The organism is Cutibacterium sp. LaCa_89 (assembly GCF_058177555.1).
The window spans coordinates 2302909-2327061 of sequence record NZ_CP190889.1 but is presented as its reverse complement, the minus strand read 5'-3'; the positions used below and the strand labels follow the sequence as shown (position 1 = coordinate 2327061).

The window sequence follows — 24153 nt, the reverse complement described above, 5'->3', positions numbered from 1 at the left end:
GGACCGGTTGTGGGTTGGCTGGCCGGGACCGAGTTGATCAAAACCCGGGGCAGTCCAATGCGTGTGGAGGTGGTTCATTCGTCCCGCCGTTCGATCCCACCCAGGAACGGACTCAATAATGACTGTTGGGGAGTTTTGTACTCCTGCCCGTGGCGCGATCGGATTGAGGCTTAGACTGAGCATCAACACAATGTCAGCGTCTGGACGAATTACCGCTCAGACAAGTTTGGGAAAGGATGGATTGTCGTGGCATTCAATTTGAAGAGTCGTCATTTGTTGTCGCTAGCACATCACAGCACCGAAGAGATCGAATTCCTTGTCCGACTCGCTGCGCAGCTCAAAGAGGCCAAATACTCCGGGACCGAGCAGCCCATGCTCGAGGGGAAGAACATCGCTTTGATCTTCGAGAAGGCGTCGACGCGGACTCGGTGTGCGTTCGAGGTGGCGGCCCATGATCAGGGTGCGCATGTGACGTACCTCGGCCCGAGCGGATCCCACATCGGTCACAAGGAGTCCATGAAGGACACTGCCCGAGTGCTGGGACGCATGTATGACGGCATCGAGTACCGCGGATTCCACCAATCCGTCGTGGAGGAGTTGGCCGAGTACGCTGGCGTCCCCGTCTTCAACGGCCTGACCGACGAGTTCCACCCCACTCAGATGCTCGCCGACGCCCTGACCATGCTGGAGCACGCTCACAAGCCCTTCCATCAGATCAAGTTCGCCTACGTCGGTGACGGCCGCAACAACATGGGCCGTTCCCTTTTGTTGCTGGGCGCCAAGCTCGGCATGGACGTCAGGATCGGAGCCCCGGAGGGTCTGCAGCCTGACTCGGAACTCGTCGAGCAGTGCCAGGAGTGGGCTGAGGAGTCCGGTGGCAAGGTGCTCGTCACGGCATCTGCTGAGGAAGCCGTCCGTGACGTGGACTTTATTCACACCGATGTGTGGGTGTCGATGGGCGAGCCGGTGGAGAGTTGGGGGGAGAGGGTTGACACCCTCATGCCGTTCCAGATCAACGATGACCTCGTCGCGGCTGCCAACAACCCACGCGTCAAGGTCATGCACTGTCTGCCGGCATTCCACAACAGTGAGACGACGGTGGGTGCCGAGATCGCTGAGACCTACCCGCAGCTGGCCAATGGCATCGAGGTCACCGAGTCGGTCTTCGAGTCCCCGGCGTGCATCGCCTTTGACCAGGCGGAGAACCGCATGCACACCATCAAAGCGGTCATGGTCGCCTCCCTGGCTTGACGGTGGGACGGGAGGAAGAACCCATGAGAATCTTGGTTGCATTGGGCGGCAATGCTCTGCTGCGACGTGGTCAACCCATGACGGCAGAGAATCAGCGCGCCAATGTGAGGATTGCGGCTGAGCGGATCAAGGAGGTCGCCGTCGACCATGAGGTCGTCGTGGCTCACGGCAACGGCCCCCAGGTGGGGCTGCTGGCCTTGCAGTCGACGGCCTACCAGGAAGTCGGCATCTATCCGTTGGACGTGCTGGGCGCAGAGTCCCAGGCCATGATCGGTTACATGATCGAGCAGGAGCTCGGCAATGTCATGCCCAAGGAGCAACAGATCGTCACCATGATCACGATGACGGTCGTCGACGCCGATGATCCAGCCTTCGACAACCCCACCAAACCGATCGGTCCGGTCTACGACAAGGAGACTGCCGAAAAGTTGGCAGCCGAGAAGGGGTGGTCCATCGCTGCCGACGGTGAGTACTACCGCCGAGTGGTGGCATCCCCGCAGCCGCGCAACATCGTCGAGCAGAAAGCCATCCGTCAACTGGTCGACTCCGGTGTCCTTGTCGTGTGTGCTGGTGGCGGTGGCATTCCCTGCGTGTTCGATGAACAGGGCAACCTTCACGGCGTTGAGGCTGTCATCGACAAAGACTTGGCTTCGGCTGAGTTGGCGGTACGAGCTGAGGCTGATCTGCTCGTCATTGCCACCGACGTTGACGGCGTCTACGAGAACTGGGGCACCCCCGATCAGGCGTTCATCAAGGAGATGCGCGCTGAGGAAGCCCTGAATGCGAGGTTTGCGGCGGGGTCGATGGGGCCGAAGGTACGGGCAGCCTGCAATTTCGCCCTGGCTACCGGAAAGCGTGCCGTCATTGGCTCCCTTGAGGACATTCGCGGGCTTGTTGACGGCACCTGTGGGACGGCGATCGTCTCTGACTCACCCGGAGACGTCGAGCTTCACTGATCAGTTCACGCACGAGTGCCGCAGACGTGGATGTCTGCGGCACTCGTGACAATTATGGACGTTCCTCGATGGTTCGGGCGTCGACGAGGTTGAGTCTCATGATCTTTCCGATCAGGCCACGCGCAGTAAACAACACCGAGATGGCCTCGACGACCAGGACGGTTGTTCCGATAGTCGCCAGGATGCTGAATCTGGTGTTGGCGAGCTGGGAGCACATGAAGGCCACACCGATGACGAGGCTGTGACGTCGGCCTGCGGGTAGTCCACGGGGTGTGGTCCAGGCCAGGTGGGCCGTCCCCATCCCGGGAGAGACGCCGAGGCGTCCAGCCATGGCAATGATGACGTAGACGAGGTTGAGAGCCACGAGAAGCGGTGTCCCGTAGGTTTCCATGGCGTCTTCGGCGGCAGTCTTGTTCTCGGGGTTGTTGTAGAGCAGGACCATGCCGATCGCGGCTGTGATGCCCATCGCTGCGATGTCGATGAGGACGACCCACCAGACGTCAATGAGGAGGGCGAGGAACCGCCGTCCTTTGGTGACTGCGCGCGACTTGTCGGCTTGCTTCTCCATCTTCTCGGGGGTTTGCGAGAAGTGTGGGGCAAAAGTCGTGGTGAGGACGCCGAAGATGCCGCCAAGGGTGTTGGTGATGAGGTCGTTGATGTCAGCGACGCGGTATTGGCAGTTGGATAGGAACCAGTTTCCGGTGTACTGGGTGAGCTCGATGGCTAGGGAGGTTCCGAAGCCGAACAGCACCGCGCTCCAGGGGCGCATCCGGAGCAGTCGGACTGCGTAGAAGCCCAGTGGAAGGAAGAGGGCGACGTTGAGCACCATTTGCATCATCGAGGAGCTGGTGAGCACCTCCATGACGGGTGCACCGGCGAAGTGGTGGGCCATGTCACGGAAGTACTCGGTGGGATCGAGGATGAAGTGACGCGGATGGGATGCGCAGTATTCGTCGGACAGTGGCGGCACTGGGAAGATCGCGAAGGCGATGAGCGCGCTGACATACACGAAGTTGGTGAAGATCAGCACCATCCGTCCGAGAGAGGGTGCGCCGAATCGCCTGAACTGGTGGATGAGCACGGGGACGAACGCGACGACGCTGATGCCTACGCCAATGAGCACCGAGATGAGTGATTTTTCGAGCATGGGGCCTTCCGATGATGAGCGATGGTCAACATTGCAGGTCGAGGTGTCGTCGCGCATCCTCCTGCGGGACGAAAACCGAGTTCGACATGGGTTATGGCCTAGGGCCCGAGTTGACGAGGCTGATATGATAATGGGAACCAGTATCAGAAATACTCGAGTATGACGAACAGGAAGATTATGAAGGTCAGGAACTCCTTGCGAGCCCTCAAGAATCAGCCCGGCTCCCAGGTGGTGCGCCGCCGTGGCCGCGTTTATGTCATCAACAAGAAGAACCCGCGGATGAAGGCTCGTCAGGGCTGAAACGGTGCCAGCTGCCTCGGGCGACGGCCGGAAATGAGTGATCGCCCGTCTCAATCTGAGGCGGGTGATCACTGTGTCACGACATTATTGCGCGCGTGTCGTGGTGGCCTTCGTGTCGACGAGATGAAGATGCATGACCTTGGCTATGATGCCCCGCTCGTCCCACAGCACCGAGACGGCCTCAAGGAACAGGATGATGATGCCGATCGACGCGAACATGCCAACCCATGTCTTGCCGAGAACCGAGAGGATGAAGGCCGCACCGATGACGGAGGTGTGAACTCGTCCAGACGGGTGCCCATCCGCGTCAACCCACGCGAGACGCATGGCGTTGGTTCCTGGGGAGGAACCGAGGCGTCCTGCCACTGAGATGATGACGTAACCGATACTGATGGCCAGGAGGAGTGCGGTGCCGATCGGTTTGGTGGCCGACTCGATGGCCGGCTTGTGAGCGATATCGCTGAGCTCGTACAGCGCGGTGCCGGCCACGAAGAGGCCCCATCCGATCCCGTTGAGGGCGCTCACGCAAATGACATCGATGAGCAGGGCGCAGAATCGCCGCCCTCTTGTTGTCGGCTTGGGCTCACCCGGAAGCTTGCGCTCCTTGCGAGTTTTGATGACGAGGGTGGGGATGAGGAGGATTACGAGAATGGCGATGGCAATGAGGCCAAGGATGAGCTGTTGGCTGGCCATGAGATGTCCTTCCTCGTCATGGGGCGATGATCGGGATGGAATCCACCGTGCCAGTGGAGCGGGTCATCAGGCATCGTGCTGTGGTACCAAAAGCGAGTGGTACACGGGTTTGACCGTAACGGTAGCAGGAGACAGTACGATCGCCCGTCCTTTCCGGAGGGGCGATCGTGGCTGTGTTTCAGGATTACTGAGACGTCAGTCGTCGTCTCCAGCCTTCTTGGTGGCCTCGACGACAGCCTCTTCGGTGACGTCGGGGTGCTCCAAGCGCCACTGAGCCTGCCAGGCCGCGCCGATGATACCGGCTCGGTTGAACAGCTGGGCCGGGACGATCGGGGTCTCTAGGTTGAGGTACTTGAAGAACTTTTCGTGGTCCTTGGAGACACCGCCGCCGACGACGAAGAGGTCGGGAGAAAACAACATCTCGACGACCTCGTAGTAACGCTGCAGGCGCTTGGTCGCCCAATCCTTGTAGGATATCTTCTTGCGGTCCTTGACCGAGGAGGCGGCGCGCTTCTCGGCGTCATGGCCGTCGATCTCAAGATGGCCGAGCTCGGTGTTCGGCAGCAGGATGCCATTGTTGATGACAGCAGACCCGATGCCAGTGCCCAGGGTGGTGAGGATGACGACGCCCGGGACACCCTTGGCTGCACCGTAGTGGACCTCACCCAGGCCAGCGGCGTCTGCGTCGTTGAGGACGGTCACGGGGCGGCCGAGGGCATCACTGATGTAGTCCTCGGCATGCAGGCCGGCCCACCCCTGGTCGAGGTTGGCGATGAAGGGGATGACGCCGTGGCGTGCCGGGGCGGGGAAGGAGATGCCAACCGGTCCGTCGCCAATGGTGGGGGCGAAGTTGTCGACGATCTCGCGCAGCACGGCGACGACGTTCTTCGGGGACGACTTCCCAGGGGTGGGGATGCGAAGTCGCGGTTCGGCAAAGTCTCCGATGTCGAGGTCAACCGGGGCTCCCTTGATCCCGGAGCCGCCGACGTCAATTCCCAGCACGTTGCTCATGGTTGACAAGCGTAGTGGTTGCCAGTGGGAGGAGTGGTGGCGCAGAGGGCAGATGGCTATTGACCGTGAGCGGTATTGGCGGTGGAGTCCGTTCTGACGCCGTGGGGTCGAGCCGGGATGTCGGGCGACCTTGCACCGATGGGTTCGTCGGAGGAGACAGCGGGTGCGGTCGCCGGGTGCTCCGTCGGGGACAGCTCTCGAGCGCGTGCGGCACGGGTGCGGTCCATCTGCCCCATGACGAAGGTCCGGGCATCAGAGGCGTCGAGGTGGGAACACGACACCGTCACCGGACCCGACGAGGTGTGCACGTAGACGTCAGCGAGGCCCAGTCGACGCTGCAGCGGCCCCTGTGCCAGCCGTACTGACTGCGATCGGGCATGCGGGACGATGCTCAGGGTGCGGTTGAACAGCCCCTTTCGGGTCACGACGACCTCGTCGTCAAACCCCCATGCGATGACCGTCTGGTCGAACCAGCGGAACCACCGGGCACGTTTCGGGATTCCGTTGAGATGCACCGAGTCCAGTCGGAATCCGGGCCATAACGCGTCGAGGGCGGCGCGGACCTGCTCGTCGTCACCAATGGGCAGCAGAACTGTTGACTGTTCGACATCCGACAGCCCGGCACCGCCGAGCACCGTCATTGTGATACGAGAGACTCCGAGTGGACGCCACAGCAGCGGAGTAGACACCTCCACCGCCTGCACCCTACGGACGGGGACGGTGCGCGTCGTCAGGCTGGTGAGACCGTGAACCGCCTTGAGGGCACCTCCTGACCTCAGCAGGGAGAATTTCCACGCGGCGTCGAGCTGTTTCCACACCACACCGATCATCGTCAGCAAGAGGGCGAGGATGGCGGCAACACCAAGCGGCTGGTCGTTGGCGACGCTGATGACGATCGACACGATCAGGGCCAGCAGCTGGATGAGGAAGGTCATCGACAGGAACCCGGCGACGAGGGCTCGCTTGGCCGTGACACTGACGATCTCGTGCTCATCGCGGCGTCGATCCCACCACTGAGAGCCGACGCCGTCGCCCGCTCTGCCAGCATGGGACTGGGCAGCGTCATGATGGGCCCGAGAAATGAGCAGGTCGCGCAGTTCGTAGGCCTCGTGACGCTTCAGAAACTCGATCTTCTTGGAGCTGGACGCCCCGACGTCAATGTTGAGGCTTGCCAGACCGACAATCCGGGCGGCGAAGGGCTGGACGACGTCGATTCCCTGAATCTTGGACAAGGCCAGCCGGTCGGATTCGTGGGTGATGAAGCGGTGCTCGATGCGCACCTCGTCCTCGTCGATATGGAATCTCGTGGTCGCCCACACGAAGGCGCCGACAACGATCTGCAGGATGGCCACGATGACGACGATGCTGCCGCCGATTCCGAGGTCGCGGAGGGACAATGACATCAAGTCCAGCAACTGCTTGAGCAGGATGAAGGCCGCGGCAGCAATGACCATCCAGCCGCGCACCAGCGGGGTCGCCCAGTGGGGGCGCCTCTCCACGGCCTCCGCGGAGGCAGGTTGCCCGGCCACCGGGGCGGAGGGAATGACGATGTCGGTTCGGCCCTCCTCGCGGGGCTGCTCCTCCGGGGTCACAGGGCCGCGTCCTTCTCCTCAGCCATTTCCGTGATCCGTTCACGCAGGGCTTTGGCCTCCTCGGCAGGCAGGCCGTCAATGGAGGCGTTGGTCGCCATGGCAGCGGTGACCAGTTCCACCGAGGCCACGCCCCAGTGGCGGTCGACGGGGCCAGCCTTGATTTCAACGGCCTGCATTCTGCCGTAGGGAACGATGACCATGTGACGGAACCACGGCCCGGAACGGATGCACAGGTCGCTTCCGCGTTCGCACCAGCCCATGGCTGCGACGACGGCTGGCATCCGCGAGAATCGCCATCCGGTGAAGGCCAGGCCGACGACCGCCGCGATGACACCGGCCCACCAGGTGACGAAGATCCCCAGCACGACGGCGAGGGCGACCGTCAGGATGCCCCAGGTCAGACAGACCATGAGCCTCTTGACGGTCACGAATTTCGGGGAGACCGGATGCCATTCGCCTCCGGGAGGGCTGAAGAGTTCGTCCACGTCATAGGACCCTAACAAGGGATGATGTCAGCCCCAAAGCATATTTTGGGGCTGACATCGTCCGCGTGCATGCCATGGCGACTTCATGCACGCTCACCATCGGGGTGACGAATACCCCACGAACGAGGACTCGTCGAAGATCGGGGTCCGCTCCCGATCTCACCGACCACCGTTGGCGTGGGCATTGACCTCGTAGGAGGTGTTGGTGGCCTCGAAGAAATTGACCAGCTGGAGGGTGTCATTGGCCGTGGCCATCCATTTCGCCGGGTTGGCGACGCGGTACTCCGGCTCGAACCCGAGCTCCTCCAGACGACGATCTGCCAGGTACTTGACGTAGTCATTGACGTAATCAGCATTCATTCCGAGGATGCCGCGGGGGAGCATGTCGCGGTTGTACTGCTCCTCCATGGACACCCCCTCGACGATCATGTCGTGGATCTCGGTCGCGAACTCCTCGGTGGCGACCTCCGGGTTCTCCTCCAACACCGTCAGGATGAGATTCATGCCGAATTTCAGGTGGAGGGACTCGTCGCGGACCACCCAGTCGATGAGGGAGCCGAAATTGCGCAGCAGGTTTCGCTGCCGGAAGGACAGCGCGACCATGAATCCCGAGTAGAACCAGATGCCCTCAAGGATGATGTTGTAAGCCACCAGGTTGCGCACGAAGTCCTGCTTTCCCTCGATGGTGGTGATGTCGAGGGTCTGCTCGGTCATCCGCTTGATGAAGGCCACCTCGAAGGACTCCTTGCGGGCCATCGACGGGACGTGGACGTGGGAGCGGTAGGCCTCCTCACGGTCGATCGGGAAGGTCTCAAGGACATACTCGAATGCCATGCAGTGGTTGGCCTCCTCCCACATCTGCTTGGCCAGGTACAAGTGGCACTCGGCCGCATTGACGTAGGGGTAGACCCCGAAGGCCAACGCCTTGTTGACCAGCAGCTCGTTGGGGTTGAAGTAGCTCATGAGGTGGGTTAAGGCATGGTGCTCATCAGGAGTCATCCGGCTGAAGTCGGCGAGGTCCTCATCGAGCTGGATCTCGTTGGGGAACCACGTGTTCGCCACGGCCTGGTTGTAGAGGTCGTAGGCCCACGGGTAGATGACGGGCTTGAGCAGCAGCCCTTCGTGGATTCCGGATCCAAGGATCATGGTGTTCTCGCATTCAGTGGGGGGAACGGTCGTCGGTCACTGGCAGGACTCGCACTGCAGGCGTTCCTGGGGGTCCACCGGGCAGGAGGTGCCGTCGACGAGATCGAGGGCCATGACGGGTTCGGCGTCGAGTGCCTCGGTCAGGGGCTTTTCGATGGTCGTGGTGCTGGTGTCACGTCGTGCTGCGGTGGCGAACCCACGACGAGGACCGTTGCGATGTCCGGCAGCCTTGTTGACCGCCACCGTTGACTGCTCGGCGGTGTGACGGGGCAGCATGTGGAGGTAGTAGGTCGTCTTGACGCCCATCCGCCATGCTGCGGTGTAGAGGTCCTCCATGTCACCGACCGACCGGGAGGCCAGGTAGATGTTGCGGCTGATGGCCTGGTCCACCCACTTCTGCGCCCTGGCGGCCACGTTGAGGTAGGCCATTGGATCCAGGGTGAAGGAGGTGCGGTACAGACGTCGCAGAGATGCCGGGATGGCCTTGATCTCGCTGGGATCCCCCTGACGGCGCAGCAATTCCTCGCGCACCTTCTCCCACAGCCCGAGGTCCTTGAGGTCGGCCACCAGGTTGCGGTTGACCTCGAGGAACTTCCCGGCCGAGGTGGCTCGGGAGAACATCTGGGAGAACTGCGGGTCCAGACCCGGCGTCGTGCCAGCGAGCAGGCCGATCGACGCGGTCGGGGCGATGGCCATCAGAGTGGCGTTGCGCATCCCGTGACTCACCTTGGTACGCAGCCCGTCCCAGTCCATCCTCGTCACTCGGTCGACGTCAACGGGAATGCCACGGTCGCGCTCCAGGAGAGCCAGGGTGTCGACCGGGACCATCCCCTCCGACCAGCCGGATCCTGCGAACATCGGGTACGAGCCACGCTCGGTGGCCAGATCAGCGGAGGTGTCGATGGCGTGCCAGCTGATGAATTCAATGACCCGGTCGACGATCTCGCAGGCCTCGGGGGAGTCGTAAGGAATCCGCACCTGCTCGAGCATGTCCGTCAGCCCCATGACGCCCAGGCCGATGGCCCGGTTCTCCACGTTGGATCGCTCGGCCTGAGGCACCGCCGAAGCGGTGATGTCGACGAGGTTGTCGAGGTGGCGCACCGCCAGCCGAGTGGTGGCGGCCAGTTGGTTCCAGTCGATGCGACGTTTCCCGCGCGGCCCGACGAGGTGTCCGGCGAGGTTGACCGAAGCCAGGTTGCACACCGAGGTGTGGTCGCGGTCCTGGGGCAGGCAGATCTCGGTGCACAGATTCGAGGAGTGGATCGTCCCGGTGGTGCTGTTCAACGCGCGGGTATTGACGCTGTCCTTCCACGTCAACCACGGGTGGGATGTCGTCTGCAGACTCACCAGGATGGCTCGGAACTGTTCGCGGGCCGTGGTGCGGTGGAAACGCTTGATGTGGCCGGCCTCGGCCTCGGCGATGTAGTGGGCGTAACGCTTCGAGAAGGCCGACCCGGTGAGCTCGGTGAGATCGGGGGTCTCGGCGGGGTCGAAGAGGTACCAGTCCTCGTCCTTGGCGACGCGTTTCATGAACTCGTCGGAGATCCACACCGCGGTGTCGGCGGTGCGGGTCCGCCGGTACGGGTCACCGGAGTTCTGCCGCAGATCGAGGAACTGCGGGAAGTCCATGTGCCAGTTCTCCATGTAGAAGCACAGTGCGCCGAGCTTTTTGCCTCCGCGGGAGACGGCCCGCAGCGTCGAGTCGATGGTGTGCATGAAGGGGATCGGACCGGTCGACGCAGTGTTGTCGGAGCGAATAGGTGACCCCTCGCAGCGCAGGTCGGACATCGACAGCCCGATGCCGCCGGTGCCCTTGGTGATCCACATGACGTCACGGATCGTCCGGGCGATGTGCTCCAAATCGTCCTCGGTGCGCATGACGAAGCAGTTGGACAGCTGACCAGCCGGGGTGCCCGCGTTGACAAGGGTGGATCCAGCCGCGAGATGACGCAGGTTACTCATCGAGTCGTAGAGGGCGAGGGCAGAGGAGGTGGGATCGTCCTCGGTGAGGCTGAGCCCCATCGCCACGCGCATCCAGAAGTACTGCGGTACTTCCAACGCTCGCTGGTCGGGGGTACGCAACAGGTAACGGTTGACCATGGTGCGCACGCCGGTGAAGCCGATGAGGTCGTCACGGATGGGATCAAGGGCCGTGGCGAGGGCGTCGAGGTCGAAGAGCCGCCCCAGTCGCTCGTCGAGGTGGCCGTCGGCGACGAGTTTGTCGATCGTGCGCGGGAAGCAGGCATGATGGAGGTCTCGCACCCGCTCGGGGCCGGCGTCACCGAGACCGTCGTGGGTGTCGCCGAACACCTCCTTGTACAGCTTCTTGACGGCGATTCGGCTAGCAATGGTGTCGAAGGCGGGGTCGTCCTTGGCATTGCCCAGAGCCACCTGGATGACGGCCTCGTCCAGGGCGTCGGTGGTGATCCCGTCGAACAGGGTGATCTCCACCTCGGCCTGCAGCAGGGTTGCCCGGGCAACGGCGTCGTCGAGCCCACGGGCTGAGTCAATGATGGATGCAGCGACTTCGTTGCCGTCGTAGGGGGCCAGGGATCCGTCGCGCTTGCGGACGCGGATGGTCGAGATGGGGTCGGCGCTCATTGCAATTCCTCCGTGCGATGCCGTAGGCACGCGACCGGGCGGAATGCGGCGGGGACACTGGTCCCCATGAACGCTGCGACACTTCCCGCGAGATCGCGAACCGGGCCCCGCGGTTGCGGGACCACACCTGGCAGGTCTTCGGACTCACGAGCACTTGTTGCCTACTGGCCGTCGCTTCCCATGCCGAAGCACAGTGCATGATGACGGCGGTCGTTCTCGTACACCGCTGCGGGGCAGCTCCGGATTCTCACCGGATTCCCTCTTGGCCCGTGCGAACACGGGAACCATGTGCACTCGCCACTATATGAACGCTGATCAAGGCGAGTCAACGCGAGGCCTGGAGAGCCTTGGGTGTGTGTGGCTGTCCTAGACTTGCGACGTGACGATTCCCGATGACTGGCGGATTGGTGACGCCGAGCGCGCCCGGGCATCGGACATCCTCGACGAGGCATGGACGTTGGGAAAGCTGACTCGCGACGAGCATGCGGAGAGGGTGGAGGCTGCTCTGCAGGCCCGTACCTATGGCGATCTGGGCGGGTTGCTCTCTGACCTTGGCGCGACGGTCGGGAGTGTGGCCGTCCCCGCTCGTCCTGGCCACGGCGAGGTGGTGCGGATCGTCCCCGGTCCGGAGGCTGACCACATGACCTGCATCATGAGCGACACGGTCTGGGCCTCGGGGCGGACGATGGCCAAACTCACCACCGTCACCGGGTTCATGGGGGATCCGTGCTTCGACCTGACCTCCATGCCGTGGGCAAGTCGTCACATCACCATTGACCTGACGATCGTTATGTGTGACGCGACTTTCCTGGTGCCCGACGGGGTGCGCATCGAGGACTCGATGTCGCGAGTGCTCGGAGACCTCACGGTTCGCGGACTCTCCCAGCCGGGGCTGGATGGCCCTGTCCTCACCTTGCGCGGGACGAGCATCCTCAGCGATGTTGACATCCACGGCCCTGGATCCAAGAAGTACGCAAGGCTCAGGAAGAAGTGGAATCGCTGACGGTCGACCGGCGACGGGATCGTCAGTCGTGTCAGCGCCACGCCCCACGGAACCTGGCCGGATGCCATGGGGCGTCCTCGTTGGGAACACCCAGCTCATGGGCGGCACGCAACGGCCAGTTGGTGTCGCGTAGAGCCGCCCGTCCCACCATGATGGCGTCGGCGCTGCCCTTCTCCAGCAGCTCCTCGGCCAGCTGTGGGGTCCAGATCATGCCGACGGTGGCTGTGGGAATATCCGCCTCGGCGCGCACCCGAGCCGCCAGGTCAGCCTGGTAGGCCGGGGCGACGGGGATGGGGGCCGACGAATTGCCTCCTGAGGAGGCGTCGAGCAGATCGACCCCGGCTTTCGCGAAGCGCCGCGACAGTTCGACGGAGTCCTTCACCTGCCAGCCGTCGTCCCGCCAGTCAGTGACCGACAGGCGCGCCAGCAAGGGCATGTCTTCAGGAATGGCCCCACGCACAGCCTTCGCGACCTCCAACGGCAGGCGAACACGTCCGTCGAAGTCACCGCCCCAACCGTCGGTGCGGGTGTTGGACAGCGGCGAGTAAAACTGGTGCAGCAGGTAACCGTGGGCGCTGTGAAGTTCGACGGCGTCGAATCCAGCGTCCACAGCACGCGCGGCGGCGGCGCGGAAGTGGTCGACGACCTTCTCGATGCCGTTCTCGTCAAGGGCGTTGACGGGCAGGCCGACGTACTGCTTGCCGTCAGCAGGGGCGGTGGTCGGACCGACGGGAATCCAGCCGCCCTGCTCAGGGGGTACCACGCTGCCATGGAATCCCGGCCACCACTTCTCGGTGGAGGCCTTCCGGCCGGCGTGACCGAGCTGCACGGCGATCTTGCCACCAAGCTCGTGGACGGCATCAGTGACGGTGCGCCAGGCAGCCACTTGGTCGTCATTCCACAACCCGGTGTCAGCAGGGCTGATGCGGCCTTCGGGGCTGACCGCGGTGGCCTCGGCGACGATGAGGCCGAAGCCACCAGCGGCAAAGGACCCGTAATGGATGAGATGCCAGGTGCCCGGGATCCCGTCGTGAGAATCCACCGCGTACTGGCACATCGGTGGTAGCCAGGCGCGGTTGCGAACTGTCAGGCCACGGAGAGTGAGGGGCTGGAACAGCAGAGGTGACGTCATGACTCCATGACACCACGCGTTTCAACCTTCATCCCGTCAATCTCGACCGCCAGCCAGGTTGGCAGCCGTGTCAGACGTGGTGGTGGTAATTCGGCTTCCACTCGCGCACTGAGGTCACCTGGACAGCCGTCTTGGGGTAGGGGTCAGCCTCCAGCAAATGATCGAGAGCATCGCGGTCAGGCACGGTGTAGATAAGCACCGCTCCGCTGCCGTCAGCCAACGGGCCGGCATTGACGAGCTGGCCACGTTCGCGCATGACATCAAGGTTCTCCAGATGGGCCGGGCGCGCGGCCATGCGCTCCTCGGAATGGGCGGGATCATAATGGGTTTCGACGATGAAAACTGCCATGACCCAATGCTATTGGGACATGGACCGGAACTGAAGCGTTGAGAAGGCGTCGGACGTTGACGCGTCATCGTGTGGCATGGGATGCCCTGGGATGCCGCCACAGTGTCGGTGCTTGTCAGATGACGTTTCGGGAAATCAGGGTGGCAAACGTGCGCGGAACCGTCCCACGACGGGAACATTGGGCGCTCAAGATTTTGACACCAGCTCAGCCAACGGTGCACCAGCCGGTCGCAGCCGCGGTGGTGTCGTTGGCCCCAGCACGGATGAACTTGCGAGTCTGGTTGTTCGACAGCGCGTACCCGGTCTGCGGCTGGGCGGTGGACCGGGCGAAGATCGTGCCGGCGACCTTGCCGTCCGTCGTCAGCAGTGGCCCACCCGAGTTGCCCGGACGTACCGTGCCGCGCAGCGAGAGGATCTCGCGGACGACGGTGTCGGTGCCGTAAATGTTCTCACCCCGAGCCATGATCGACCCACGCACGGTGGCGGCCTCGAGGGTGTACGGACCATCAAGTGGGAATCCGGCGACGACCGTCGGATCACCATCCTTGACAGCCGACGCCATTGTCAAGGCTGGGGCATGAAGGTCGGGAACCGCCAACACCGCCAGGTCCATGTCCGGGTCGTAGGAGACGACGCGGGCTTGCAGTCGAGCCCCAGATCCGCCCACCTGCACGGTGACCTGGTTGGACCCGGCGACGACATGGGCGTTCGTCGCCACCCGGTGGCGAGAACTCACCCATCCGGTGCCCTCGGAGGCCCGATCACACCGTGGTGCCCGCGACCGCACCTTGACGATGGATTGAGCTGCGCGCCGCACTCCAGGAGTAGTGACGGTCTCGTCGTCGGGAGCCGGTGCGGGCAGGCTGGGAGCTTCGTCGGCGAAGACCTTCGGGAAGGTGTCAGCAGCTCGGCCGACCAGTCGGGCAGCGGCCTCGTTGACCTCATCCGGGATGACGCGATTGGTCTGGGTGATGACGGATGACTCGTCGATGGCCTCGGTCCATGACGGCGGCAGGATGGGGGAGAGGGCTGTCGCCGCCACCGTGACGACAAGTGCGGTTGCGATGACGTTGAGCACTGAGCCGCCGAAACGGTCCACGTTGCCCAACCCCACCGAGTTGAATGCGCGGTGGATGTGTTGGGCGATGTGGACGCAGATGCCCTGAATGATCTCGGCAATGACGAGGGTGATGCATACCCGCACCGCACCTGCGGCCAGCCAGGTCCAATTCTCGTCGAAGAACTGGTCAGCGACGATGCCGGAGGTCCACAGACCGGCCCACACCCCGAGGACTAACCCGATGAGGCTGGCCACTCCGACGACGGCCCCGCGCATCCACCCGGCGATGGCACGCATGGCGAGGTACACCACGAGGATGACGTCGAGGATGTGCGGCATGGCTCTCCCGTCGGAGGTGGGTGGACGAAGTGACGGATACAGCATCTCAATGGTGCCTTTTGAGGTGGCGATGAGCCAACGTAGGGGACCCGAACGCATTCGACTTCGCGGAATTCGTGGTTATTGGTAGCTTGACGTCATGAGTCATCACGATGGCGAGGACGGGGGCACGCCTGCCCATGACGCGGATTCTGTCCACGACGATCTCGTCATCCTGCTCGACGACGACGGCAACCAGGTTGGGACCGCTCCCCGAGCGACCGTTCACAGCCAGCACACCCCACGACATCTGGCCTTTTCCTGCCATGTCCTTGACGTCGGCGGGCGAGTTCTGCTGACCCGACGAACCCTGACGAAGGTGGCCTGGCCGGGGGTGTGGACGAACACCTGTTGTGGGCATCCGCGGATCGGCGAAACGATCATCGACGCGGCGGTGCGTCGCACTCACCAGGAGCTCGGTCTCGACCTCGATCCGCGTCGGATGCGCGTCGTCCTTCCTGGTTTTTCCTATCGTGCCACCGACGCTGGCGGCATTGTCGAGGACGAGCTGTGCCCGGTCGTCGTTGCCCGGTTGTCCCTTCCCGAGGAACTCGTCGAGCTGAATCCTGACCCGGACGAGGTCGAAGAGGTCACCTGGGTGGGCTGGCAGGACATGTACGGCCTGGCGCGATCGATGCCGGCCCTGCTGAGCCCCTGGGCGGTCGAGCAGATGCTCGAGTTCGGTCCGGAACTGCCCGTCGTGCGCTGAGCCTCACACCGAGGTCAGCACCTCGCCGTGATCAGGCCAGGCGGCCAGCATGGACGCCGACACATGGCAGACGACGAGACGTCCGGGCGCGTCGACGGCGATGAGGCCTCCCGTGGCTGGTGCGCCGTCGGTGACTCGTGACGAGACCTCGTCGGTGAGGGCTCCCATGGCCGCGTGGTTGACGGGTTCACCTGCCAGTCTCATACGAGCATCCACCTCGTGGGCCACCACTCCCTGCAAGAAGGCCTCGCCGTCACCGGTGCAGGAGACGGCCACGACCCCATCCCGGGCGAAGGTACCGGCCCCGACGATCGGGGAATCACCGATGCGACCTACTGACGACGCGACGATCCCGCCCGTAGACGTCGCAGCAGCAAGATGACCGTGATAGTCCCGGGCGACCGCCCCGACTGTGCCATGCCTCGGGGCCTGGTGGCGTCCGGCAAGTACCCGTTCCAGCTGTTCCCGGCGAGCGTCAGTCACGAAGTATTCCGGGGGCTCGACCTCCAGACCCCAGCCTCGGCAGACCTGCTCAGGGGGGTCGCACAGCAGGACATGGGGCGACATGGCGAGGATGGCCCGGGCCAGACGAATCGGGTTGCGGGCATGACGTGAACAGCACACCGCCCCAGCACGCCCGTGGCCGGTCATGACGGCGGCGTCAGTCTCAACCGTCCCCTTCGCGGTGAGGACCCCACCCCGTCCAGCATTGAAGAGCGGATCGTCCTCCATCGCCACGACCGAGGCTGTGACGGCGTCAAGGGCTGGCCCACCAGCGTCAAGAACTGCCTGGCCGGCGTCGAAAGCGTGCCGTAAGGACAGCCGGAACCTCTTGGCATCCTCGCCGGTTCGGGGCGGAACGTTGCCTGCGCCACCGTGGATGACGAGAGTGGGGCCGAGCTGATCGACGACGTGACTAGTCATGCACAGAGCGTAGACGTCGAGGTGGCTTTCACGGGATGGTTGAGGGTCTGTCCACCGGTCTCGGAACCTGCTGTGGAACGACATCGATGTGTTTTCCCCAGCCATGAGGGTTATCCATAGGATTCCTGTGGATAACCCCTCGTCGTGGCAGGTGACATGTGGATGAACATGCCGCGACGAAGGCTCCAGCCGGGTGGAAAAGGGAGCCAACGAGGGTGACAATAATGTTCACGGCGTGGAGGAGGGTTGTCCATGGTGTCGCGGGGCAAGGCCATCAAGACCGTCATCGCCGGTGGTGTCGGAGTCGCTGCAGTCGGGTTGTCGGTGACTGCCGCATGGCCGTCAGACCCGGGATTGCGAGCCGTCCCTGATCACCAACAGCTCGTCTCCAGGCCGATGTCCACCGCATGGTCGGCGTCCTGGTCTGACACGACCCAGCCAACCCCGAACATCACTCAGTCCCCGGCCCCCGTAGACCCTGGAGTCCTCGCCCCGGCAAAGGCTGCAACCCCGACCCCGAGTCCGGCAGTGTCCAGGGTTGCCATGCCGACCGGGGTTCTGCTGTCGAAACCGCTCAACGGCCCGGTCACGTCACCATTTGGCATGAGGTTCCACCCCATCCTCCACGTCTGGAAGCTGCACACTGGCGTCGATTTCGGAGCTTCGTGTGGCACCCCGGTAGGTGCGTCAGCACCAGGAAAGGTCGCCTTCGCGGGCCCTGCGGGTGGGTATGGGAATCGGGTCGAGGTCGATCACGGCATGATCGCCGGTAAGCACGTCTCGACGACCTACAACCACCTGTCGGTGATCGGAGTAAGGGTGGGGCAAAGGGTTGACGTCCACCAGGCCGTTGCCTTGTCCGGGACGACCGGGTACTCAACGGGATGCCACCTGCACTATGAGGTCGTCGTCAACGGACAGTTCACCGACCCGCTGCCGTGGCTCAATGGCAAGCCTGCTGTCGTGAATCTCGACAAACTCAAGCCTGTCAGGGGAGCGACCGTTCCTGCCGGTGAGTTGCACCATCCTGATCCGGTGCCGCCCACCCCGCATCCGTCGGGTACCCCGAGCCGTCCGACCACGTCGAACAGTCCTTCCAAGCCCAGCTCCACGCCGGTCAGGCCCAGCCGAAAGCCGAGTGCTCCCACACCGTCTTCTGTCTCGACGACGACCCCTGGGAAGGCGCCGTCAACCAGCCCTTCACGGCCCGGACCCACGACGGAGCCGGCACCAGGGCAGCCGACCTCGTCACAGAAGTCCTTGCCCGTCACCTCGACGAGCAGCGATCCAGGTCACTGAGCTTCCTGGCTGCTGGCCTGGGCAGTGCGGGATCTGCCGGCCGAGAGGAGCCCGGTCGTCAGGATGTCGTTGACTCCTCGGAGGGGGGTTTCTGCCGCGGCAGGTACATGGTGAACATGGCGCCACCGCCAGGAGCTCGCGACGCCTTGATCCAGCCTTGGTGACTGGTGACGGTGTGCGCCACGATTGACAGGCCCAGGCCGGTGCCGGGAGTGTTGCGGGCCTGGTCGGAGCGGTAGAACCGGTCGAAGATGTGTGGCAGATCCGCCTCGTCGATGCCCGGCCCCTCATCGCTGACGACGACGGTGTCACCGTCCATCGTGACCGTCACCGTACCCCCGGTGGGGGAGAACTTCACGGCGTTGTCGAGCAGGTTCGTCACGGCTCTCTCAAGAGTTGCCTCGTCACCAAGCACCGGATGGGAGTCCAGGTGAACGTCGAACTCCAGGTTCGGGCCGCGTCGCCGTCCTCTCTCGACGGCCTTCGAAATAACATCTGACAAGTCGAAATACTGCGGTCGAGGGGGAGGGGCGTCCTCGCGCGACAGCTGGACGAGGTCGCCGATGAGGCTGGAGAACTCGCCGAGTTGAGCGGCGACGTCGTCGAGGATCTCGCTGCGCGCCGGGTCTGGGAGCATGTGGCTGTTCTGGTCGGCGATGAGCAGCTCGACGTTGGTACGCATGGACGTCAGCGGGGTACGCAACTCGTGGGAGGCGTCGGCGATGAGCTGCTTCTGGCGTTCCCGTGAGTTCGACAGGGACGACAGCATGGCATTGAAGGAGACGGTGAGGTCTCCCAGTTCGTCGTGGGAGCGGGCCGGGATGGGGCTGAGCTCGTCGGTCGCCGTCACTCGGTGGACGGCCCGGGAGAGGTCACGCAGCGGTCGTGTGGCAGAGTTGCCGGCCACGTATCCGGCAATGGCCGTCAGCACGATGCCGACCAGGCTGGTGCCGACCAGGACGATCCACAGTGATCCCAGGGTGGCCTTGGTGCCGGTGAGGTTCTGCCCTGCGACGAGGGCGTAGTGCACCCCGTCCGAGGTGAACGGGATCGCGACGATGCGTACCGGAACTCCACGGGAGTCCATGACAGTGCGGGCCTTGACACCGGTTCCGGTACGGGCGACGGCAAGCTCCTGGACCCCGGTGGTGACGGTGACCTCGGCTCCCGGAGCGGTGGCAACCTGGCCATCGGCGCGCACCAGGATGAGTGTGGTGTTCGTGGCCGCCAGAGAGCTGGCTTCCAGCCCGCCGAGGTTTTGAGGGTCAGCGGCTACGCTCGGGGAGATGGTGGTGGCCATCCGTGTCAGCTGTTCGTCCAGCTCGTCGTACAGCGAGATGCGCGTCATGAGCCAGGCGGACAGGGAGGTCAATGCCACCGCGACGACGACTGAGATCGACACCAGGAGGCTGACTCGGCGCCCCATCGTCATGCGAAGCGGACGTGGACGCCAATCCAGCAGCCTCCGCCACCACCGACGGATCACGAATTCGCTTCCCGCAGCACGTACCCGACGCCGCGGACGGTGTGGATGAGACGCGGCTCACCATCATGCTCGGTCTTGCGGCGCAGATAGCCGATGTACACCTCGAGGGAGTTGGCGGTCGTCGGGAAGTCGAATCCCCACACCTCGTGCAGCAGCCACGAGCGTTCGAGCACCTTCTCCGGGTTCTGGAGGAAGACGGTGAGCAGGGCGAACTCGGTGCGCGTCAGGCTGATGCGACGGCTGCCGCGGGCGACCTCGCGGGTGCCTGGGTCCAGGGTGAGATCGGCGAAGGACAGCTGTTCGGGGGCCTCAGCGGGTTCCGGCTCGGGACGGGAACGACGAGTCAGGGCGCGCAGGCGGGCCAGCAGCTCGTCCAGGGCGAAGGGCTTGACCATGTAGTCGTCGGCCCCGGCATCCAGGCCATCCACGCGGTCGTCAACGGCATCGCGGGCGGTGAGGACGAGGATCGGGACGTCGTTGCCGTTGCTGCGCAGCATCCGGGTGGCCTCGAGACCGTCGAGGCGAGGCATCATGACGTCCATGATGACGGCGTCAGGATGGCTGCCGGACAGGTGTGCGAGGGCCTCGACGCCGTCAGCAGCACTGTCGACCTCGTAGCCGCTGTACTGCAGGGATCGGGCGAGGGATTCTCGCACCGCGCGGTCGTCGTCAACGACGAGAATGTGCATGCTCATGGCTTGACGTCCTCCGTCGGGGGCTGTGCAGTGGGATCGGCATCCGAGCGGGGATCGGGTACCGGGCCTGCCGTCGGGGTCGGGTCCGCGGCAGCCTGGGGGTCGGCTGCCGCGGCAGGTGCGTCCTCGGGGGTGGCGGAGCCCTCGGTGGTCTTGGTCTGGTCGTCAGCAGACTTGGACTCCCGCGCGCGACGTCTCTCCTCGGCGCGCTCCCGGGCTGCCTTCTCGCGTTCCTCCTTGTCGTGGGCGGCACGGGTCGCCGCCGCTACCTTTGCCAGACCGTCGAAGCGGGGCTTGTGCGGGGCTGGAGCCGGTTCCGGGGTGACGGGGCGCTGGGAGCGGACGAGAACTCCGTTGACCTCGCGGGTGAACCAGCGAACCAGGCCACGTCCCATCACCTCGGTGTGGCCGGTTGAGGCGTCGATGCGCAGGCAGGTGGCCTCGTCGACGGCAACGGCGTTGGGAAGTAGGCCGGACTCGACGGCCGAGATGATGAGGCCGTCGCCGGAAAGGGTGTCGTTGTGGGTGGAGATGGTTAGGCTGACCAGGCCAAGGCCTTCGACGAAGGTGACCTCGTCGAAGCCCTCAGCACCTGTCTGCTGGCCGACCTGGCGTCCCTGCAATTTCCAGCCCCCTGCCAGAGCGGTGACGCACGGGGCCATCGCACCGGCCGAGAAGCCGAGCCAGGGAGCACCGCCGCGCACCAGCATTGAGAGCTGCTCGGCGGCCGGTGCAAGGCCGTTGATGTAACTGGGGACGGCACCGCCGCCGACGATGATGCCGGCGAGGGAGTCGAGGTTGTCGGGGAGCTGGAAGGACTCGTTCTCGGTCCACAGCGGGGTGGCCGGGTCGCCCATCGTCGGGGCGGTTCCCGGGCCGTCGAGGTGGATGGTGAGGATGTTCGCGTCGGCCCACCGGGAGGTGACGATGCGCGTCAGTTCAGCGGCCTGGTCAGCGGATTCGGAGGCCGGACCTGCCACCACTACCGCAATGGGAGCGTCAACATTGTGATGGCGGGCCTGGGAAACGAACTCGTCGTAGACCTCCACCAGTGAGTCGTCGTACCCTCCGCCGACCAAGAACAAACTCATGGGAACAGCCTATAGTGCCGCAACGATTGGTCTCGGGGGACCAGCGCGATGGCGGGGAACCGATCAGGCCAGTGAGCGCACCTCGTCAACGATTCCAGGCATTGCGGACTCGATGGCGTCGAGGGTGTCCTGGAACCCGTCGGTCGAGCCGAACCAAGGGTCCGGCAGGGAGGTGCCAGGGTCGCAGTTGGGGTCGTAGTCGCGGATGAGGCGGAGGTTGTCGGCGTCGGGGGCCATCTGCTTCATCATCTGGAGGTGGCGCGGTTCCGCGGCGATGACAAGGTCTGCGGACATGATCTCGGACTCGTCGATCTGGTGGGCGTTGTGGCCCGAGCAGGGGTATCCGTGGGAGGTCAGGACGGATTTGGCTCGCGAGTCCATCGGGCCGCCGTGCTCCTCGTCGCTGACTCCGGCGCTGGTGACGCGGGCATCCAGGCCTTCGTCGGCAAAGATCTTCTTGGCGACGAATTCAGCCATCGGGGAACGACAGATGTTTCCCCAGCACACGAAGATGACGGACGGGGTGTTCTCGTTGCTCACAGGGGTTCCTTCCGTGGTCGATGGGTCCAGTCTGCCCGGTGCGGGAAGGGTTTTGCCGGTGTTCAAACTCGCGGCGAACTACACGGAGCTGCCAGGAGATGCCCCGATTCGGCGATGCGAACGTCAACAGCGAGATTTTTGGGCAGCTTTGGATGATGGAGACTTGAATCCCAGACCGAATACTCCTACCTGCAATATCCTCAAACCACGAGATCCTGAGTCACGACCGACCGCGAACGAGGGGTTCAGCTGGCCATGCCCGTTGGGGTCACCTCCCAGGACTGGGCCACGCAACTTGGCTTAGACACCGCGGCACCCTGGCGCACCGGAGCACTCGACGTCACCCGCCAAGCCACTGCCAGTGGCCACTTCATCAACGCCCGCTGCTACACCTCGGAAACCGAACGACGCAGCGTGCTGGACTCTGGCTCCACCGCTACAACCAATACCGCCCGAACCCTTCTGGGCAACGACGCCGAACACCTCTTGACGCTGCACCGACTGGACGCGTTCACAGCCGTGACCGTTCCTGAACGATCACGGCTGTGAACTCTCGTGTGCCACAAATGATCCACCAAGTGGACGGCCCGTGGGGCGAATCCGTCGCGGACCAGGCCCTGGACGACACATCGACAGGGGAAGAAGACCGGACTCACTGGCAAAGTGAGTCCGGTCTCCTTCCACGTAAACCCCGGGAGGATTGGGGAGGGCTGGGATCAGTTGGCGCGCAACTTCCCGTCAGCCGGCCCCCGGTCCAGAGCGGCCTGGAAGGCGAGGTCCAGAGCCTTCACCTCGTCGTCAACCTGCTGGACGGTGGTGGCGGGATTGAACCACACACCGGTCGCGTGGGTGAGCGCCTTGTTGATCGCCTTGTACCCCTCCGCGTTCTTGCCGAGGAGGTACTTGTCACGGTTGATCCGTGTCTGCCAGATCTTCTTGTTGAGGCGGTCCTTGACGTACACGGTCGCTGCGTCGGTGGGCTTGAGGTCGGGGTAGGCTGCGACCTTCGCGTACGTGGCCAGCACGTCGGCCTTGCTCTCGGCCAACTGCGCCGCGGTGCTGGTTGGGTTGATCGTGCGGATCAGAGCACGGGTGATCGAGAAGCCCAGCTCGACGTGAGCGGCCTCCACCTTGTTGACCAAGTCATGGTTGGCCTGCTGGATGGTCTTCACGCTGGTGGTCAGCAGGTCGACACGAGCCGGGATGGTGGACAGGTCCACCGGCGGCACCTTGCCGGCAATGATCGACTCGATCGCGGTGCGCAGCTCGAAGGCCGTGTCCAGGAGCTTGCGGATCTCCTCGCCGTAGTTGACCTTCGGAGCCTCGCTCGCGGGAACCTGCGCCTGATGCATCTTCTGCAGCTCGGCGATGCGGGCATTGACCTGCGTGAGCGCCTGCTCGGCGTCGACCTGGGCATGCTGGCGCGCAGCAGACTGGCTCACAGGAGCCGGCGCCGCCACGGCGACCGCGGGCGTCACCGGCGCAAGCACTGCCCCGGCCAAAATCGGTATGATAAGAGCCGAACGCTTCATGGGGAATCCTCCTCGAGGGGTGTGGAATAGTCATTGCGGCTGGCCTGAAGCTATCAAAGCTCCTCTCTCATCAGAACCCCTTACTGACCTCCCCGCCACGATTGTGAACGAAAGTTATTCAAACTGACCGAAAGTTCTACTCCGTCCTCGGATTTTGTTGTTCGCCACGGGGATGGACGTTGCCGCCGCAATACCGGCAACTGCCTCACCGGCGGATACGGCAGCGCCGGTTCACGTCGACGCTTCACGGTGGACCACTCAGTGACGTTGGGTGACCGATGCACAGCGCCGCGTGGCCATCACGCAGGGGATCAACGTCGAAGGCGTCAAGCTGGCGCTGATCACCGTTCCCCACCCGGACCGTGTCGCGGGCACCCCGTCCACGAAACCTCCCACGGCCGCGAACCTGACGACTGCGGGAGTTCTGCTGATTGTGTATCTGCCATGAGGCTATAGCTGCCCACTGCCTCAAACGTGCTGACTCTGTCGGCGGGGTAGCGGCATCGTGCCTATTCCTCGTTCTAACAATTTCCCTCGCTGTGGTGGTCGTGCGTTTCAACCCCCCTGCCCACCCCGTGCCCACGCGCCGCAGGTGACGCTGGGGTGGCTGACCGTCCTCGTGGCGCTGATACTGCGTATCACACGCCAGTGGGCTTGGATATATCGCGTGTGTGTCAATGGGAAGACCGAGAGATTCCACCACGCTTTGACTGATTAGCTGAGCTTACGTCCGCTTGCCACACCTCTGCGACTGAATGGCGGGGTGGGTTCGG

At 63.9% G+C, this 24153-nt stretch carries 22 protein-coding genes, 5 pseudogenes and 1 riboswitch; of the genes and pseudogenes, 9 read left to right on the top strand and 18 right to left on the bottom strand.

Going from position 1 to position 24153, the window contains the following annotated elements; all coding sequences use genetic code 11:
• The first annotated feature begins 246 nt into the window (after positions 1 to 246).
• Together ACP8LP_RS10725 and arcC are read left to right on the top strand one after the other, a co-directional pair.
• Entirely contained in the window at positions 247 to 1251 is a 1005-nt protein-coding gene (locus tag ACP8LP_RS10725) for an ornithine carbamoyltransferase (RefSeq protein WP_117189735.1), read from the top strand.
• Positions 1252 to 1274: 23 nt separating this feature from the next.
• Entirely contained in the window at positions 1275 to 2207 is a 933-nt protein-coding gene (gene arcC, locus ACP8LP_RS10720; RefSeq protein WP_221267660.1) for a carbamate kinase, read from the top strand.
• A gap of 52 nt (positions 2208 to 2259) precedes the next feature.
• Here the strand turns inward: arcC and ACP8LP_RS10715 are convergent, their stop codons facing one another.
• A complete protein-coding gene (locus ACP8LP_RS10715; protein WP_221267659.1) occupies positions 2260 to 3354 on the bottom strand; it encodes a VanZ family protein in 1095 nt (364 codons plus the stop codon).
• A 177-nt stretch (positions 3355 to 3531) separates the two neighbouring features.
• On the opposite strand from ACP8LP_RS10715, the gene ykgO reads away from it, so the two are divergent.
• Complete coding sequence (gene ykgO / locus ACP8LP_RS10710) at positions 3532 to 3654, top strand: type B 50S ribosomal protein L36 (protein ID WP_063279813.1); 123 nt, start codon at positions 3532 to 3534, stop codon at positions 3652 to 3654.
• A gap of 84 nt (positions 3655 to 3738) precedes the next feature.
• On the opposite strand, the gene ACP8LP_RS10705 is transcribed toward ykgO, so the two are convergent.
• From ACP8LP_RS10705 to ACP8LP_RS10670, 8 genes and pseudogenes are all read right to left on the bottom strand, one after another.
• Complete coding sequence (locus ACP8LP_RS10705) at positions 3739 to 4347, bottom strand: RDD family protein (protein WP_016666291.1); 609 nt, start codon at positions 4345 to 4347, stop codon at positions 3739 to 3741.
• Positions 4348 to 4542: 195 nt separating this feature from the next.
• Positions 4543 to 5418 (bottom strand): polyphosphate--glucose phosphotransferase, encoded by an 876-nt coding sequence (gene ppgK / locus ACP8LP_RS10700; protein WP_373430372.1) that lies wholly within the window; start codon positions 5416 to 5418, stop codon positions 4543 to 4545.
• Positions 5415 to 5783, bottom strand: a pseudogene (locus ACP8LP_RS10695) (PH domain-containing protein); the annotation flags it as partial. The gene ppgK and the pseudogene ACP8LP_RS10695, both read right to left, overlap by 4 nt.
• A 39-nt stretch (positions 5784 to 5822) precedes the next feature.
• Positions 5823 to 5999 (bottom strand): annotated as a pseudogene (locus ACP8LP_RS10690) (PH domain-containing protein); the annotation flags it as partial.
• Positions 6000 to 6161: 162 nt separating this feature from the next.
• Positions 6162 to 6761: pseudogene (locus tag ACP8LP_RS10685) on the bottom strand (PH domain-containing protein); the annotation flags it as partial.
• A gap of 185 nt (positions 6762 to 6946) precedes the next feature.
• Complete coding sequence (locus ACP8LP_RS10680) at positions 6947 to 7315, bottom strand: PH domain-containing protein (protein WP_487284147.1); 369 nt, start codon at positions 7313 to 7315, stop codon at positions 6947 to 6949.
• 279 nt (positions 7316 to 7594) lie between these two features.
• Positions 7595 to 8581: a ribonucleotide-diphosphate reductase subunit beta gene (locus ACP8LP_RS10675; RefSeq protein ID WP_252908542.1), complete on the bottom strand. Its 987-nt coding sequence runs from the start codon at positions 8579 to 8581 to the stop codon at positions 7595 to 7597.
• A 36-nt stretch (positions 8582 to 8617) separates the two neighbouring features.
• Complete coding sequence (locus ACP8LP_RS10670; RefSeq protein WP_252906095.1) at positions 8618 to 11182, bottom strand: ribonucleoside-diphosphate reductase subunit alpha; 2565 nt, start codon at positions 11180 to 11182, stop codon at positions 8618 to 8620.
• A 112-nt stretch (positions 11183 to 11294) separates the two neighbouring features.
• A riboswitch (cobalamin riboswitch) is annotated at positions 11295 to 11486 on the bottom strand.
• A gap of 75 nt (positions 11487 to 11561) precedes the next feature.
• On the opposite strand from ACP8LP_RS10670, the gene ACP8LP_RS10665 reads away from it, so the two are divergent.
• On the top strand, positions 11562 to 12185 hold the full coding sequence (locus tag ACP8LP_RS10665) for a DUF1707 SHOCT-like domain-containing protein (protein ID WP_016666285.1): 624 nt from the start codon (positions 11562 to 11564) through the stop codon (positions 12183 to 12185).
• Between the two features lie 31 nt (positions 12186 to 12216).
• Here the strand turns inward: ACP8LP_RS10665 and ACP8LP_RS10660 are convergent, their stop codons facing one another.
• From ACP8LP_RS10660 to ACP8LP_RS10650, 3 genes are all read right to left on the bottom strand, one after another.
• Positions 12217 to 13317, bottom strand: a complete 1101-nt coding sequence (locus tag ACP8LP_RS10660; RefSeq protein ID WP_252906094.1) for an NADH:flavin oxidoreductase/NADH oxidase — start codon at positions 13315 to 13317, stop codon at positions 12217 to 12219.
• 70 nt (positions 13318 to 13387) lie between these two features.
• Positions 13388 to 13666 (bottom strand): YciI family protein, encoded by a 279-nt coding sequence (locus tag ACP8LP_RS10655; RefSeq protein ID WP_021107969.1) that lies wholly within the window; start codon positions 13664 to 13666, stop codon positions 13388 to 13390.
• A 205-nt stretch (positions 13667 to 13871) separates the two neighbouring features.
• Positions 13872 to 15065, bottom strand: coding sequence for a MarP family serine protease (locus tag ACP8LP_RS10650; RefSeq protein ID WP_021107968.1), 1194 nt, complete (start codon positions 15063 to 15065; stop codon positions 13872 to 13874).
• Between the two features lie 139 nt (positions 15066 to 15204).
• On the opposite strand from ACP8LP_RS10650, the gene idi reads away from it, so the two are divergent.
• The gene (idi, locus tag ACP8LP_RS10645) at positions 15205 to 15813 is read left to right on the top strand and encodes an isopentenyl-diphosphate Delta-isomerase (protein WP_016666281.1); all 609 of its coding nucleotides are present in this window, start codon (positions 15205 to 15207) and stop codon (positions 15811 to 15813) included.
• A 3-nt stretch (positions 15814 to 15816) separates the two neighbouring features.
• On the opposite strand, the gene ACP8LP_RS10640 is transcribed toward idi, so the two are convergent.
• Positions 15817 to 16737 (bottom strand): isoaspartyl peptidase/L-asparaginase family protein, encoded by a 921-nt coding sequence (locus tag ACP8LP_RS10640; RefSeq protein ID WP_187117006.1) that lies wholly within the window; start codon positions 16735 to 16737, stop codon positions 15817 to 15819.
• A gap of 252 nt (positions 16738 to 16989) precedes the next feature.
• Between ACP8LP_RS10640 and ACP8LP_RS10635 the strand changes: the two genes are divergently transcribed.
• Positions 16990 to 18036, top strand: a complete 1047-nt coding sequence (locus ACP8LP_RS10635; protein WP_252908541.1) for a M23 family metallopeptidase — start codon at positions 16990 to 16992, stop codon at positions 18034 to 18036.
• 58 nt (positions 18037 to 18094) lie between these two features.
• Here ACP8LP_RS10635 and ACP8LP_RS10630 read toward each other — a convergent pair whose 3' ends face one another.
• From ACP8LP_RS10630 to ACP8LP_RS10615, 4 genes are all read right to left on the bottom strand, one after another.
• Positions 18095 to 19468 (bottom strand): sensor histidine kinase, encoded by a 1374-nt coding sequence (locus ACP8LP_RS10630; RefSeq protein WP_484483374.1) that lies wholly within the window; start codon positions 19466 to 19468, stop codon positions 18095 to 18097.
• A gap of 50 nt (positions 19469 to 19518) precedes the next feature.
• Positions 19519 to 20211, bottom strand: coding sequence for a response regulator transcription factor (locus ACP8LP_RS10625; RefSeq protein WP_269199449.1), 693 nt, complete (start codon positions 20209 to 20211; stop codon positions 19519 to 19521).
• A 2-nt stretch (positions 20212 to 20213) separates the two neighbouring features.
• Positions 20214 to 21308, bottom strand: a complete 1095-nt coding sequence (locus ACP8LP_RS10620) for a cyanophycinase (RefSeq protein ID WP_016666277.1) — start codon at positions 21306 to 21308, stop codon at positions 20214 to 20216.
• A gap of 63 nt (positions 21309 to 21371) precedes the next feature.
• Positions 21372 to 21848, bottom strand: a complete 477-nt coding sequence (locus ACP8LP_RS10615) for a low molecular weight protein-tyrosine-phosphatase (RefSeq protein ID WP_016666276.1) — start codon at positions 21846 to 21848, stop codon at positions 21372 to 21374.
• Between the two features lie 13 nt (positions 21849 to 21861).
• Between ACP8LP_RS10615 and ACP8LP_RS10610 the strand changes: the two are divergent.
• Together ACP8LP_RS10610 and ACP8LP_RS10605 are read left to right on the top strand one after the other, a co-directional pair.
• Positions 21862 to 22067: pseudogene (locus ACP8LP_RS10610) on the top strand (hypothetical protein).
• A 36-nt stretch (positions 22068 to 22103) separates the two neighbouring features.
• Positions 22104 to 22397 carry a hypothetical protein gene (locus ACP8LP_RS10605; RefSeq protein ID WP_063279821.1) on the top strand — a complete coding sequence of 98 codons (294 nt, stop codon included), beginning with the start codon at positions 22104 to 22106 and terminating at the stop codon, positions 22395 to 22397.
• Between the two features lie 167 nt (positions 22398 to 22564).
• Here ACP8LP_RS10605 and ACP8LP_RS10600 read toward each other — a convergent pair whose 3' ends face one another.
• On the bottom strand, positions 22565 to 23380 hold the full coding sequence (locus ACP8LP_RS10600) for a CAMP factor family pore-forming toxin (RefSeq protein ID WP_016666275.1): 816 nt from the start codon (positions 23378 to 23380) through the stop codon (positions 22565 to 22567).
• A 271-nt stretch (positions 23381 to 23651) separates the two neighbouring features.
• Between ACP8LP_RS10600 and ACP8LP_RS10595 the strand changes: the two are divergent.
• Positions 23652 to 24098: pseudogene (locus ACP8LP_RS10595) on the top strand (hypothetical protein).
• Positions 24099 to 24153: the final 55 nt, after the last annotated feature.